The organism is Bradyrhizobium sp. LMTR 3, from assembly GCF_001693485.1.
GTDB lineage: Bacteria > Pseudomonadota > Alphaproteobacteria > Rhizobiales > Xanthobacteraceae > Bradyrhizobium.
Genome location: NZ_MAXC01000009.1, coordinates 95156 through 108912 on the forward strand (window position 1 = coordinate 95156; position 13757 = coordinate 108912).

At 62.3% G+C, this 13757-nt stretch carries 11 protein-coding genes, 1 tRNA gene and 1 pseudogene; 9 read left to right on the plus strand and 4 right to left on the minus strand.

Annotated elements, in window-relative coordinates; genetic code table 11:
• Positions 1-347: 347 nt before the first annotated feature.
• A complete protein-coding gene (locus LMTR3_RS08005; RefSeq protein ID WP_084029477.1) occupies positions 348-638 on the minus strand; it encodes a hypothetical protein in 291 nt (96 codons plus the stop codon).
• A 149-nt stretch (positions 639-787) separates the two neighbouring features.
• Between LMTR3_RS08005 and LMTR3_RS39070 the strand changes: the two are divergent.
• Positions 788-1559 (plus strand): annotated as a pseudogene (locus LMTR3_RS39070) (integrase core domain-containing protein); the annotation flags it as partial.
• Positions 1560-1603: 44 nt separating this feature from the next.
• Here LMTR3_RS39070 and LMTR3_RS08015 read toward each other — a convergent pair.
• Positions 1604-1693, minus strand: a tRNA-Ser gene (locus LMTR3_RS08015).
• Positions 1694-2623: 930 nt separating this feature from the next.
• Between LMTR3_RS08015 and LMTR3_RS08020 the strand changes: the two genes are divergently transcribed.
• Positions 2624-3547 (plus strand): septal ring lytic transglycosylase RlpA family protein, encoded by a 924-nt coding sequence (locus LMTR3_RS08020; protein WP_084029478.1) that lies wholly within the window; start codon positions 2624-2626, stop codon positions 3545-3547.
• 83 nt (positions 3548-3630) lie between these two features.
• On the opposite strand, the gene LMTR3_RS08025 is transcribed toward LMTR3_RS08020, so the two are convergent.
• Positions 3631-4575, minus strand: coding sequence for an alpha/beta fold hydrolase (locus LMTR3_RS08025; protein WP_065744550.1), 945 nt, complete (start codon positions 4573-4575; stop codon positions 3631-3633).
• A gap of 231 nt (positions 4576-4806) precedes the next feature.
• Here LMTR3_RS08025 and LMTR3_RS08030 point away from each other — a divergent pair, with 231 nt between their 5' ends.
• From LMTR3_RS08030 to LMTR3_RS08060, 7 genes are read left to right on the plus strand one after another with little or no spacing between them, the layout of a single operon-like run.
• Positions 4807-6003, plus strand: coding sequence for a D-alanyl-D-alanine carboxypeptidase family protein (locus tag LMTR3_RS08030; protein WP_349643793.1), 1197 nt, complete (start codon positions 4807-4809; stop codon positions 6001-6003).
• Between the two features lie 2 nt (positions 6004-6005).
• Positions 6006-6692 (plus strand): dTMP kinase, encoded by a 687-nt coding sequence (gene tmk, locus LMTR3_RS08035; RefSeq protein WP_057847628.1) that lies wholly within the window; start codon positions 6006-6008, stop codon positions 6690-6692.
• The gene (locus LMTR3_RS08040; RefSeq protein ID WP_065744552.1) at positions 6689-7729 is read left to right on the plus strand and encodes a DNA polymerase III subunit delta'; all 1041 of its coding nucleotides are present in this window, start codon (positions 6689-6691) and stop codon (positions 7727-7729) included. The genes tmk and LMTR3_RS08040 overlap by 4 nt, the downstream gene beginning before the upstream one ends.
• Positions 7730-7781: 52 nt before the next feature.
• Entirely contained in the window at positions 7782-9725 is a 1944-nt protein-coding gene (gene metG / locus LMTR3_RS08045) for a methionine--tRNA ligase (protein WP_084029479.1), read from the plus strand.
• A 14-nt stretch (positions 9726-9739) separates the two neighbouring features.
• Positions 9740-10531 (plus strand): TatD family hydrolase, encoded by a 792-nt coding sequence (locus tag LMTR3_RS08050; protein WP_065744553.1) that lies wholly within the window; start codon positions 9740-9742, stop codon positions 10529-10531.
• Entirely contained in the window at positions 10528-11334 is an 807-nt protein-coding gene (locus LMTR3_RS08055; RefSeq protein WP_065744554.1) for an MBL fold metallo-hydrolase, read from the plus strand. The genes LMTR3_RS08050 and LMTR3_RS08055 overlap by 4 nt, the downstream gene beginning before the upstream one ends.
• A gap of 43 nt (positions 11335-11377) precedes the next feature.
• Positions 11378-12004, plus strand: coding sequence for an antibiotic biosynthesis monooxygenase family protein (locus LMTR3_RS08060; RefSeq protein WP_065744555.1), 627 nt, complete (start codon positions 11378-11380; stop codon positions 12002-12004).
• Positions 12005-12094: 90 nt separating this feature from the next.
• Here LMTR3_RS08060 and LMTR3_RS08065 read toward each other — a convergent pair whose 3' ends face one another.
• The gene (locus LMTR3_RS08065; RefSeq protein ID WP_065744556.1) at positions 12095-13744 is read right to left on the minus strand and encodes an acyl-CoA synthetase; all 1650 of its coding nucleotides are present in this window, start codon (positions 13742-13744) and stop codon (positions 12095-12097) included.
• Positions 13745-13757: the final 13 nt, after the last annotated feature.

Sequence of the window (13757 nt, forward strand, 5' to 3'; positions counted from 1 at the left end):
GTGGCCTATTTCGGCCAGTACCCGGGTGGATTAGGATCAAAGATCGGTCCCGGTCGTTACCCCTCCATCAACGGGAGGAACCAGAATGGGCCAATCGACCCCCATCAAACGCAGGAATCGGTTTTCGGAGGAAGAGCGCGCGAATCGTCCCGCTCTTGAAGAGCGGGTCTTGCAAGTCGCGAAAGATCTAGAGGAACGAGCGAACAAGCTGCCGCCAGGTCGAGAACGTGATGACCTCATGCGCCGGGCGCGTCTGATGGATACAGCAAATCACATCAACGAGTGGCTTTCATCCCCCGGGCTGAGGCCCCCTATCTAGAGCTAAGGCCGCCCCAGTGGCGGCCCTTTCATTCGAGGACCTCATACTCGAACGCCACGCCCTCAGGATCGTTCTCCTTAAACCGGGCTTCGGCAACATCTTGGCTCGCAAAGACCTTGAGGTGATCAACGTCGCCGACTTCCTTGCTGGTATCGACATATATCCAGACCGTCGTCGGGACGGTCTTGCTGAAGTGCCTGATCGCGTCTCGAAGCGTGACGAGCTGCCGGCCGCCCGACACAGGGATAGGCTCCTCAAAGCGCAAGGACCAGGACACGACGGGTAGCTTGTTCTTGGCCCGCGATCCACAGTTGTACATGACGGCTTGCCGTTGCCGGGCAGGCAACGATGGGGCAAGCTCCGAAGGTGTATCCGGGCGCGAACCCGAACCCACCTCGCTGGGGAGCCAACTCGGCGAGCCCTGAGGGCCGGCGGCGACGCCGGCCTTGGTCAAGCGCGCCGGCGGGCCGCGCCACCGCGCGCGGCACGCCTCTCTCCAAGGGCGTGGCGCCCAATGATCTGTGGTGTGCCGACTTCAAAAGCGAGTTCAAGCTCGGCAATGGCCGGTATTGTTACCCGCTGACCGTGACAGACCATGCGTCCCGCTATCTGCTTCTCTGCGAAGCCCTCGGTTCGACCCGCGAGGACACGGCCTGCATCGCCTTTGAGCGGCTGTTCTGCGAGCACGGCTTGCCCTTGGCCATTCGCTCCGACAACGGCGTGCCCTTTGCCAGTCCCAATGCCCTGTTCAATTTGTCAAAGCTGTCGGTCTGGTGGCTTCGGCTCGGCATCGCCATCGAACGCATCAAGCCGGGTCATCCGCAGCAGAACGGCCGCCACGAGCGCATGCACCTCACCCTCAAAAAAGAAGCAACACGGCCGCCGGGCTTCAACAGCCTGCAGCAGCAGGATCGCTTCGATGCCTTCGTGGGTGAGTTCAACACTGAACGGCCGCACGAGGCGCTCGACATGAAGTGCCACGCCGCTACGACGGATTGCCCGAACTGTCTTATCCGTTCCACGATCGCGACGTGCTCGTCACCGCCTGCGGCCGCCTCTGCTTGCACCGAAAAAGGATCAACATCTCCACCGTGCTGGCAGGTCAGAGACTGGGCATCAAGGAGGTCGACGAGGGCATTTGGCTCGCCAGCTTCATGATTTGGGATACTTCGACCTGGAGCAGAAAACCTTGCAGCCCCTCGACAACCCGTTCGGCACGAGGTTGTCACCCATGTCTTAGGTACGTTCCGTTACCCATGTCTCCGGGCCGGACAAACGCCAAATTGGCGGAAGGGGTGGGATTCGAACCCACGGTACCCTTGCAGGCACGCCGGTTTTCAAGACCGGTGCCTTAAACCACTCGGCCACCCTTCCTTGCCTTTACGATCAAGCGCTTAGCCGATGCGACGGTGAAAACACAAGAGAAGAAATTTGGATTTGGCGACGCCCAAGCCGGGAAGGGCGACGAAGCGCTTGCCGTCCCGTTCGGCAAGACCAACAGTCATCCCACGTTGTATGGAGCACTTCACACGCGCCAGGAAATCATGGGCGGGATGGCGGCATCAGCCGCAATACAGCCGCTTGCCAATTCTTGCCGGGATCGCATCGTCCCGGCACCGTTGCCGCAATTGGTTCGTGTACTGCTTAACCGAACACAATGGCCAGCAGGCTGGAGCACAGCAGCACGAAGCTGGCAGTCGTCAGCGCAAGAAATCCGTTGGAGACAATGTCGTGGTTGCGCATCAAATACCTACCACACCAGATGCTCGCCCGAACTTACTGAACCTTTTCCGAATCCCCGATCGGAACTACCGAGCCATTTCTCTCTGAAGAGCCCGGGCGGCTACCGCCGCCGGCCTTCAAAACTCACGCTCTGGAACGATAGCCTTCGAACGCATGAGCAAGGAAAATGCCTGCGCTCACCAGGCCCATCAACGCTGTTACTGTCTCGATCATCGCACAAATCCTTTGCGCCCCTGCAACGCACAAAACGACTGCATCGTTGCACAGTCAAAAAGATTCACGGGCCAGAATCGCATATCGGTCGTGAGTGATGATTTGATGCAACAGATTGTCTGAAAGCGGCACAGGAAGGCTATGACGAAGGACGCATACAGTGTGAATCGAGGCGCTGCGCCGTAGTTCGACGGACGCGCGAAGCAACCATTCATTCACCACGCGGGACCAGACCCCATTTCCGCCGTGTTCCGGTTGCGATATCTTCACCATGTGATGCGGAGGTGGGCCGCATCGTGGGGTAAGGCCGCAACGCTTCGACGGCCGCTAGAAATGGTACCTGGGGTGATGGGGATTCGACGGCCAACAACAATCGCTCTGGCAGTTCGCGGTACTGTTGCCATGGCAACATGCCTTGTCGTTGCCAATTGCGCCTCGTCGGACAAATTCGCCAGGCGGATCGATCCCAAATATGGCGTCTCCTCGAGCCCTCGCGTGGTGGCGTTCGGAGAGCCCGTGCCGAAGGGCGGGGGAACTTACCGTATCGGCAAGCCCTACACCGTCGCGGGCCGGGTCTACGTGCCAGAAGAGGACCCGAACTATCGCGCCGAAGGAATGGCTTCCTGGTATGGCGACGATTTCCACGGCCGGCTGACCGCCAATGGCGAGGTTTTCGATATGACCTCGCTGACGGCGGCCCATCCGACCCTGCCGATCCCGAGCTACGCCCGCGTCACCAATGTCCGGAACGGCAAGTCGCTGATCGTGCGCGTCAACGACCGCGGCCCGTACCATGGCAACCGCCTCATCGACGTCTCGAACAAGGCCGCCGAACTGCTTGATTTCAAAGCAAATGGCGTCGCTCGGGTGCGGGTTGAATATGTCGGCCGGGCCCCGCTTGAGGGTTCCGACGACCGCCAGCTCCTGGCGACGCTGCGGACCGGCGAGCCCGCGCCATCCCCGGCCACAGTCCGGGTCGCTTCGGCCCGTCCGTTTGTTCCCGAGATGCCATCGTCCGCTGGCCGAATCCGGGGTGAGGTGCCGATGCCGGAGGGACGGCCCTATAGCCTCGGCAATACCTCGGCGGACCATGCCTCGATCAACGCGACCTCGGAAATGTCGGCTTCCAGCCGCACGCGTGGCCGCGCCACGGAAAATCCGCGCGCCGTGTCCTACGAGAACGAGGCCAGCTATGTGGCACCACGCCAGGCTTACCTGCCGGTCGATCCACGTGGTCCGAGCGAAGTCCTCAGCGGGCGAGGGCTGTACTAGATAGCGCTTTCAAGCGAAGCATGCCCTCGGACTTGATCCGTGGACGGCGCCCGGTTCGCGTCAAGAAAACGGGTCGAACATAGCTACTCCTTCAGGAAGGCGATCAGGGCGGCGTTGACCTCATCAGGCCGCTCCTGCTGAATCCAGTGACCGGCCCCGTCGAGTATGAGTTTTTTCCGCAAGTTCGGCAGCACCCGCTCCATCTCGTTGACCAGCTTGGCGCCGATCAGCCCGGTGATGACGCCATCCTTCGATCCCGCGATGAACAGCGACGGCTGGTGGATTTGCGCGCCCTGCCAGGGTGCGGTCAGTTCCCAATTGCGGTCGATATTGCGATACCAATTCAGCCCGCCGCGAAAGCCGGACTCCTGATAGACGGCCGCGAAATAGGCGAGGTCGGCCTCGGTCAGCCAGCTCGGTAATGGCCGATTCGGATCGGCGCCAGCGAGAAACCCCTTGCCCTCCTGAACAAATTGGTGGGCGGCCGGATCAGAGAACCCGCGTCCGGCCAGCACGATTCGCATCGTCGCTGCGACATCGCGCTCGAATTCGGCCTCTGCCACGCCCGGCGCCTGAAAATACTGCCAGTAGAAATTGGTGATGCCGTTGTTTCGCAAGGTCTCCAGCGGCAGGCCGCGTCCGCGAGAGGGGGGCGGAACACTGAGGCCCGCCACCTTGGTAAAGATATCGGGCCGGAACATCGCCGCGTGCCAGGCGACCGGCGCGCCCCAGTCATGGCCGACAATGACGGCCTGCTTTTCGCCAAGTGCCGCCACCAGCGCAACCATGTCGCCGACATTGTGGAAGATGGTGTAGGCGCCGACGTCCGCGGGCGCGCTGGTCCGGCCGAATCCGCGCATGTCGGGGGCTACGACATGGAATCCGGCTTCCGCGATGGCTCCGATCTGGTGCCGCCAGGAGTAGGATAATTCGGGCCAGCCGTGGCAGAGCAGCACCAGCGGCCCCTGGCCCTTTTCGACAACAAAGAAGTCGAGCCCGTTGACGGAAATAGTGCGTGAGGTTGGCATCGCGTTTCCGCCCTGTTTTTCGTATCTTGTCCGGAAATTGCAGCATCGCAACGATACGTTCCTTCGTTCGGCGCCGCAATCAGATCGACACGGCCACAAGTCCAAAAACCTGTGTTGTTTGCGATACTTCCAACTGTTAGAACGCACAGATTCAGGACATCGCCGATGGCAGCAGAGACTTCCGTTTCCCGCAAATCCGACACGGCGGCCATCATCCCGTGGCGCGGCGTGATGGCCGCCGTCTTCGCGCTCGCGGTCGGCTGGGGCGGCATCGTGTATGCCGCCAACAATAGCGTGCAGGGCGCACCGAAGAAGGATGATGGCGGCTTTGACGGCGATGCGCCGACCGCGATCCTGGTCGAGGCGTCCAGCGGCAGCGTGCTGTTCGAGAAGAACGCCGACGAGTTGCGGGCGCCGTCCAGCATGATGAAGCTGATGACGGTCGAGGTGGTGTTCGATGCCATCAAGCAGGGCAAGGTCAAACCGACAGACGAATATCGGATCAGCGAGAACGCCTGGCGCAAGGGCGGCGCGCCGGCCGGCGGCTCGACCATGTTTGCCATTCTCAACAGCAAGGTATCGGTGGACGACCTGCTGAAGGGCGCGATCATCCAGAGCGGCAACGATTCCTGCATGGCGCTTGCCGAAGGCATGGCCGGCAACGAGCGAATTTTTGCCGCCGACTTCATGACCAAACGGGCGCGCGAACTCGGCCTGACGAAATCGACCTTCGGAAACTCCAGCGGGCTGCCGGACCCTGCGAACAAGATGACGGTTCGCGAACTGGCCAAACTCGCCCGCCACCTGATCCTGACCTATCCCGACATGTACAAATTGTTCGGAGAGAGAGAATTCACCTGGAACAAGATCCGGCAGCAGAACCGCAATCCGCTGCTGAACTCGCTAAATGGCGCCGACGGGCTGAAGACCGGCTACACCAAGGAGGGCGGCTACGGCATGGTCGGCTCCGCCGTGCAGAACGACACGAGGCTGATTGTCGCGATCAACGGACTGGATGATCCCGACGATCGTGCCTCAGAGGCCAAGAAGATGCTGGAATGGGGCTTTCGTAACTTCGAGACGCGCACGCTGTTTGCGGCCAACCAGCAGGTCGGCTACGCCAAGGTGTTTGGCGGCGAAAGCCGCTCGGTGAAGCTTGCCAGCCCCGAGCCGATCAAGGTGATGGTGCCGAAGAACGGCAGTGAGAAACTGATCGCGCGGATCGTTTACAAGGGCCCGGTCCAGGCGCCGATCCAAACCGGCCAGCCGGTCGGCGTCGTCAAGGTGTGGCGCGGCACCAATGTCGCCGTGGAGGCGCCGGTCTATGCCGCTGAAGCGATCGGAACCGGTTCGACCGTGCGTCGCGCAATCGACGGGGTCAGCGAGCTCGTCATCGGCGTATTCCGCGCGAGCGCAGAGAAGCTCTGAGCATGACCCAGGCAACGCTGCAGCGGCCTTCCGGACGCGGGAAGTTCATTACGTTTGAAGGCGGCGAGGGCTCGGGCAAGTCCACGCAGATCAAGAAACTCGCCGAGCGTCTTGCCGCGGCAAAGCTGCGTACCATCGTCACCCGCGAGCCGGGCGGCTCGCCGGGCGCTGAAATCATGCGGCATCTCGTGCTGTCGGGAATGGGCAAGCTGCTCGGACCGGACGCCGAGACGTTGCTGTTTGCGGCAGCCCGCGACGATCACGTTCGCACCGTCATCCAGCCCGCGCTTAGCCAGGGAACATGGGTGCTGTGCGACCGCTTCTCGGATTCGACGCGCGCCTACCAGGGCAGCCTGGGACAGGTCTCTCCGCTCGTGCTCAACGCCATGCAGCGTGTCACCATCGGTGATCTGAAGCCGGACCTCACCATCATTCTGGACATCCCGGTTGAAGTTGGTTTGCAGCGCGCGGCCGCTCGCCGCGGCAGCGGCGTACCTGACCGGTTCGAGTCGGAAGACCTGCAATTCCATCAGGACCTGCGCAACGCCTACAGGCAAATCGCCGCCGAAGACCCGCAGCGCTGCGTGCTGATCGACGCCAACGCCGATGCCGACACGGTTGCTGCCCGCGTCTGGACGGCGCTGCGCGACCATGTGTTCGCTGTCCCGAGCCCGGCGGGGACGGCATGAGCGCGCGCAAGGTCGAGCAGGAGACGGCGGTCAAACATCCCCGCGAAACGGCCGATCTGTTCGGTCACCGCGAGGCGGAGACGGCCTTGCTGAATGCCTATCGCAGTGGGCGCATTCCGCATGCCTGGCTGATCGGCGGCCCGCACGGAATCGGCAAGGCGACGCTGGCCTACCGCATGGCCCGCTTCGTGCTTGCCAATCCCAATCCATTACTGCCTTCGGTGCAGCGCGCCGAGACGCTGGCGCTCGACCCTCACGATCCGGTCGCGCGTCAGATCACCGCCGGCGCCCATGGTGGCCTGTTGGTCCTGGAGCGCGGCCTCAACGATCGCGGCGTGATGCGGACGGTCATCACCGTGGATGAGACGCGGGAGACGATTTCGTTTTTCGGCTCGACCGCGGCGATCGACGGTTGGCGCGTATGTATTGTCGACACCGTCGACGAGCTCAATCCAAACGCCGCCAACGCGCTGCTCAAGATTCTCGAGGAGCCGCCGCACCGATCGCTGTTTCTGCTCGTCAGCCATTCGCCGGCGCGGGCTCTGCCCACGATCCTGTCCCGCTGCCGCAAGCTGCCGCTGCGGCCGCTTGCGACCGGCGACGTCGTACGCGCGGCGGCGCGAGCCGCCGACATCGCACCCAATGATGCCGCGTTATCGGAAGCTGCCGATGCCTCGGAGGGGAGCGTGTCCCGCGCACTGACGCTGCTCGGCGGTGACGCGTTGAAGCTGCAGCAGCGAACCGCGGCGCTGCTGGCGACGCTGCCGCAGGTCGATCCGCGCGAGCTGCATGCACTTGGCGATGCGCTGGGCACCAGCGACCGGGTTGCGCTAGCTGCCTTCATCGACGGCATCGATCGCTGGATCGGCGAAAAGCTGCGCACTGGCGATGCCAATGCAAATCTGCCCCGCCTTGCACGGCTGGCGGAGGTATGGGAAAAGATCATCCGCGCCGCGCGCGACACCGAAGCGTACAATCTGGAGCGAAAACCGCTGGTTTTCTCGGTGTTCGGGATGCTCGCGGACGCGACGCGGTAACAACCCGCCTGACAATAATCTCGACAATCGTTGTGTTGAACTAAAGGAATTCGTGGTGGCGAAGGCTGGAAAAAAAGCTTCAAGAAAGCGCAAGACGAAGAAGGCTCGTAAAGCGCTGCCCGCCCGCGCCAGCAAGAAGGCGGCGAAAAAGCGTGCAGCCAGGAAAAGTGCGACGAAGAGCAAGCGCGTCGTGAAGAAGGGCGGCAAGGCTTCGAAAAAGGCCGCAAAGAAGGCTTCGAAGAAAGCGGCGAAGAAGTCGACCAAAAAAGCTGCCAAGAAAGCCGTTAAAAGATCGGCGAAGAAATCCGTTACGAAAACTCCGTCGAAGAAGCGCGCGGTAACGCCGCAGGAAGCGAGCCCTGCCGTTCAAGCGGTGCCGGTCGCAGAAATTCCGAAGCCCGCCGCGCCGCGCGCAAAGCCGGCTCCCGTCGCCAGGCCGGCAGCGGCCGCCGAACGCGACACCTACTTCATCACGACCGCGATCGCCTATCCGAACGGTATTCCGCATATCGGCCACGCCTATGAGGCGATTGCGACCGATGCGCTCGCGCGGTTTCAGCGGCTCAATGGCAAGGACGTCTTTTTCCTTACCGGCACCGACGAGCACGGCCTCAAGATGGTGCAAACCGCTGAAGCCGAAGGAATGGGCGTCGCTGAGCTGGCCGCGCGCAATGCCGGCCGGTTCAAGGAGATGGACGAGCGCCTCAACGTCTCGTTCGACCGCTTCATCCGCACCACGGAGCCTGACCATCATCGCTCGGTTCAGGTGGTCTGGGACCGGATGCAGCAGAATGGCGATATCTATATCGACACCTATTCCGGCTGGTATTCGGTGCGCGACGAAGCCTATTACGCCGAGGAGGAAACCGTCCTCGGCGAGGACAATGTGCGCCGTGGCCCGCAGGGCTCGCCGGTCGAGTGGGTCGAGGAGAAGAGCTACTTCTTCAAGCTATCCGCCTATCAGGACCGCTTGCTACAGCTCTACGAAAGCCAGCCGGATTTCATCGGCCCGGATTCACGCCGCAACGAGGTCGTCAGTTTCGTAAGGAGCGGTCTGAAGGATCTGTCGATTTCGCGCACGACGTTCGACTGGGGCGTCAAGGTGCCGAACGATCCCCAGCATGTGATGTATGTCTGGGTCGATGCGCTGACCAACTACATCACCGGCGTCGGCTTTCCCGACGAGAGCGATCCGAATTGGCGCTACTGGCCGGCGGACGTCCACGTCATCGGCAAGGACATTATTCGCTTCCACGCGGTGTACTGGCCGGCGTTCCTGATGTCGGCCGGCATTCCCGTGCAGAAGCGGGTTTACGCGCACGGCTTCCTGTTCAGCAGGGGCGAGAAGATGTCAAAGTCGGTCGGCAACGTCGTCGATCCCTTCAACCTGGCCGATCAGTATGGCGTCGACCAGATGCGCTATTTCTTCCTGCGAGAAGTGCCGTTCGGACAGGACGGCAACTACAACCACGAAGCCATCGTCGCGCGCATCAACGCCGACCTCGCCAACGATCTCGGCAATCTGGCGCAACGCTCGCTGTCGATGATCGCAAAGCAGCTTGGTGGCGTGCTGCCGGAGCCCTGCGAGTTCACCGATAACGACAAGGCGATCCTGGCGCAGGCCGACGCCATGCTGGAAATCTCGCGCACCGCGATGGCGACGCAACAGATACATCAATGGCTGAACACGGTGTGGGCCGTGGTGGCGGAGGCCAACCGCTATTTCGCGGGCGAGGCACCCTGGGCGCTGGCCAAGACCGATCCTGACAGACAGAAAACCGTGCTGTACGTGACGGCGGAGGTGGTGCGGCAGGTCGCCATTCTGACGCAGCCGGTGATGCCGGATGCGTCGGCCAAGTTGCTGGACAGCCTCGGCATTCCCAACGAGAAACAAGCGCGCGATTTCGCGGCGCTTGCCACGCGGATTAAGCCGGGAACGACGCTGCCGCCGCCGGTCGGCGTATTTCCGCGCTATGTCGAACCAAAGGTGGGTTGAGCCGTTTGCAAGCCATGCTCGTCGACAGCCACTGCCATCTCGACTTCCCGGATTTTGCCGAGGACCTCGACGCCATCGTCGCGCGCGCCGAGGCCGCGGGGATCGGTCGTATCGTCACGATTTCGACCCGGGTGAAGCGGCTCGGCGGACTGCTCGCGATCGCCGAGCGGTTCCCCAACGTCTATTGCTCGGTCGGCACCCATCCGCATCAGGCCGATGAGGAAGACGGCATTCCGGCCAGTGAGCTGATCGAGCTGACGACGCATCCGAAGATCGTGGCGTTGGGGGAAGCGGGGCTTGATTATTTTTATGAGCACGGCTCCCGCGAAGCGCAGGAGCGCGGCTTTCGCGCACATATCGCGGCCGCGCGCGCCACGGGCCTGCCGCTGGTCATTCACACCCGCGAAGCCGACGAGGACTGCGGCCGCATTCTCGAAGACGAAATGGCAAGGGGACCTTTTAAAGCCGTCCTCCATTGCTACACCGGCGGACGCGAGCTGGCGATGAAGGCAATTGGTCTGGGCCTGTCGATCTCGTTCACCGGCATTTTGACATTCAAGAAGTCGGAAGCCTTGCGCGAGCTCGCCGCCGAACTCCCGGCCGACCGCATTATGGTCGAAACCGACTCGCCCTATCTGGCGCCCGGCAAGTTTCGCGGCAAACGCAACGAGCCGTCTTACGTGGTCGAAGTCGCCAAGGTGCTGGCGGAAACGCGCGGCGTCTCGCTGGAAGAGATTTCGCGGCAGACGACCGAAAACTTCTTCCGCCTGTTCTCCAAGGTGCCGGCGCCGAAGGTTGCGGCATGATGCTGACGCTGACGATCCTCGGCTGTGGTTCTTCCGCCGGCGTGCCGCGCCCGGCGCTCGGCTGGGGCGCCTGCGATCCCAACAATCCCAAGAACCGCCGCCGCCGTTGCTCCCTGCTGGTCGAGCGCACGGGCGCCCACGGCACGACGCGGATCGTAATCGACACTTCGCCCGATCTGCGCGAGCAACTGATCGATGCGGAGGTCGACCACATCGACGCGGTGTTCCTGACGCATGAGCACGCCGACCAGACCCATGGCATCGACGATCTCCGATCGGTCGTGCTGCACCAGCGCCGCCGCATTCCCGTCTACTTCAATCAGTCGACCGCCAAAGACATGATGGCGCGGTTTTCGTACTGCTTCATCGCGCCTGAGGGCAGCGATTATCCGCCGATACTGACGCGTCATTCCATCGAAGCCGGCGAGAGCCACACCACCGAGGGGAGGGGCGGCCCGCTGAAACTCTCTGCGTTCCTGGTTCAGCACGGCAAGATCCCCGCGCTCGGATTCCGCATCGGGGCTGCCGCCTACACCCCCGATCTCCACGACATTCCCGAGGAGAGCTGGCCTGCGTTGCGAAACCTCGATCTCTGGATCGTCGACGGGCTGCGCTACGCCGGGCATCCCAGCCATTTCAGCGTCAACGACGCGCTGTCCTGGATCGAGCGCTTCAAGCCGAAGCAGGCTGTCATCACCAATATGCATTCCGACCTCGACTACGAGGTATTGCGCCAGAGCCTGCCGCCGGGCGTGATCCCGGCCTATGATGGCTTGCGGCTGACGCTGAACAGCGCAGGCTGAGTCTGCTGCGGCAAGTCTGCGCGCCGGACGCGGAGGGACGTCGATGATTGGCCTGTTCTTTGAAGTCCAGACAAGGCCCGGGCACCGAGATCAATATCTCGATCTTGCGGCCTCGCTGAAGCCCGAGCTTGAGGCGATGGGCGGCTGCCTCTTCATCGATCGTTTCAGGAGTTTGACACGGGAGAACCTGCTGCTGTCGTATCAGATATGGCAGGACGAGGGGGCCCTGACGGCGTGGCGGGCCCATGCTCATCATCACGATGTCCAGACAATCGGCCGCGAGAAGGTCTTTTCGGACTATCGCATCCGGGTCGCCCAGGTGATCCACGAAGCAAAGCCCGGCCAGCCGATCTGGCAACCCGAGCGGCGCACGCCTTACAACGATCCCGCAAGGCGCAAGCCGACTTATGTGCTGGCGGCGGAATCGAAGAACGCCACGCTTTCGGCAGAGACCGGATGGCGCCGTGACGTTTTCGCAAGCGTCTATCGTGAGGGGCGTTTCGCGCACTTGATCGATCTGCCAAATGATCAAGCCGGCATCGAATTCGGCGCTAGACTGTTCGCCGATCGGACAACCGAGTACTTCCGTATTTTCGAGGTCATGCGCGACTACAGCATGTTCGAACGCACTGAGGCGCCGCAATATTACCCGCCGGTGGAACGATCGTAGGGTGGGCAAAGGCGCGCGGCGCCGTGCCCACCATCGTCTGCCGAACTTCCAAGCATGGTGGGCACGCTTCGCTTTGCCCACCCTACGAATCTACGCCGATATCGCCTTTGCCGATTCCACCTGGTTGCGCAGCATGAATTTCTGGATCTTGCCGGTGGATGTCTTCGGGATCGGGCCGAACAACACTGCCTTGGGCGTCTTGAAGCCCGACATGTGGCTGCGGCAGAAGGCGATGATCTCGGCTTCCGTCGCCTTGGCGCCTTCCTTCAACTCGACGAAAGCGCAGGGTACCTCGCCCCATTTGGGGTCGGGTTTCGCTACGACGGCCGCGAACAGCACGGCAGGGTGCTTGTAGAGGACGTCCTCGACCTCGACGGAGGAGATGTTCTCGCCACCGGAGATGATGATGTCCTTGGAGCGGTCCTTAATGATAACGTAGCCATGCTCGTCGAGCACGCCGAGGTCACCGGTGTGAAACCAGCCGCCGGCGAAGGCTTCCTGCGTCGCCTTCTCGTTCTTGAGATAGCCCTTCATCACGATATTGCCGCGGAACATGACCTCGCCGATGGTTTCGCCATCGCGCGGCACCTCCTGCATGGTCTGCGGGTCGAGCACGGTGACGGCTTCCTCTAGCGGGTAGGGCACGCCCTGCCGGCGCTTGAGCTGTGCCCGCTGGTCGGCCGGCAGTTCGTCCCAGCCCGGCTGCTCGGCGCAGACGGAGGCAGGGCCGTAGACTTCGGTCAGCCCGTAGACATGCGTCAGCTTGATGCCGATGCTCTCGGCGCCCTCGAGCACGGCGACCGGAGGTGCTGCGCCCGCGATCAATCCGACCACGAGGCGAGCTTTATCACCCTTCGGCGCACCGGGCGCGTTGATCAGCGTGTTGTAGACGATCGGCGCACCGCACATGTGGGTGACGCCGTGCTTCGCGATCAGTTCGAAGATTTTTGCCGGATCGACCTTGCGCAGGCAGACATTGATGCCGGCGGCGGCAGCGACCGTCCACGGAAAACACCAGCCGTTGCAGTGGAACATCGGCAGGGTCCAGAGATAGACCGGATGCTGGCCGAGATTGCCGGCCAGAATATTGCTGACAGCATTGAGATAAGCGCCGCGGTGATGAGTAACGACGCCTTTCGGGTTGCCCGTTGTGCCCGAGGTGTAGCTCAGCGCAATCGCGTCCCATTCATCGCCGGGAAGCCTTGCGACGAAGGCCGGATCGCCCGCCGCGACCGCCGCCTCATACTCGATCTCACCAATCCGCTTGCCGCCTGCAAACGAGGCGTCATCGACATCGACGACGAAGGGTTTTGGTCCCTTCATCAGCGTCAGCGCTTCCGCAATCACGTCGGCAAATTCAGGATCGACCAGGATGATTTTTGCGCCGCCATGGTCGAGCTGGAAGGCAATCGAGGGCGCGTCGAGCCGGATGTTCAGTGCGTTCAGCACCGCACCCCCCATCGGCACGGCGAAATGCACCTCATTCATCGCGGGAACGTTGGGCAACATCGCCGCGACCGTGTCGCCGACGCCAATACCCCGCGCGCCGAGCCAGGACGCAAAGCGTCGGCAGCGTTCATGGGTCTCGGCCCAGGTAAAGCTGCGGCCTTCATAGACCGTGCTGATGCTATCGGGATAAACGGCGGCGCTGCGGGCGAGGAAACTCAGCGGCGTCAGCGGTACGTAATTCGCCGGCGTCTTGTCCAATCCGATCGAATACTGGTTCTGGGCTGCGCTCATTGGCTGTGTCCCA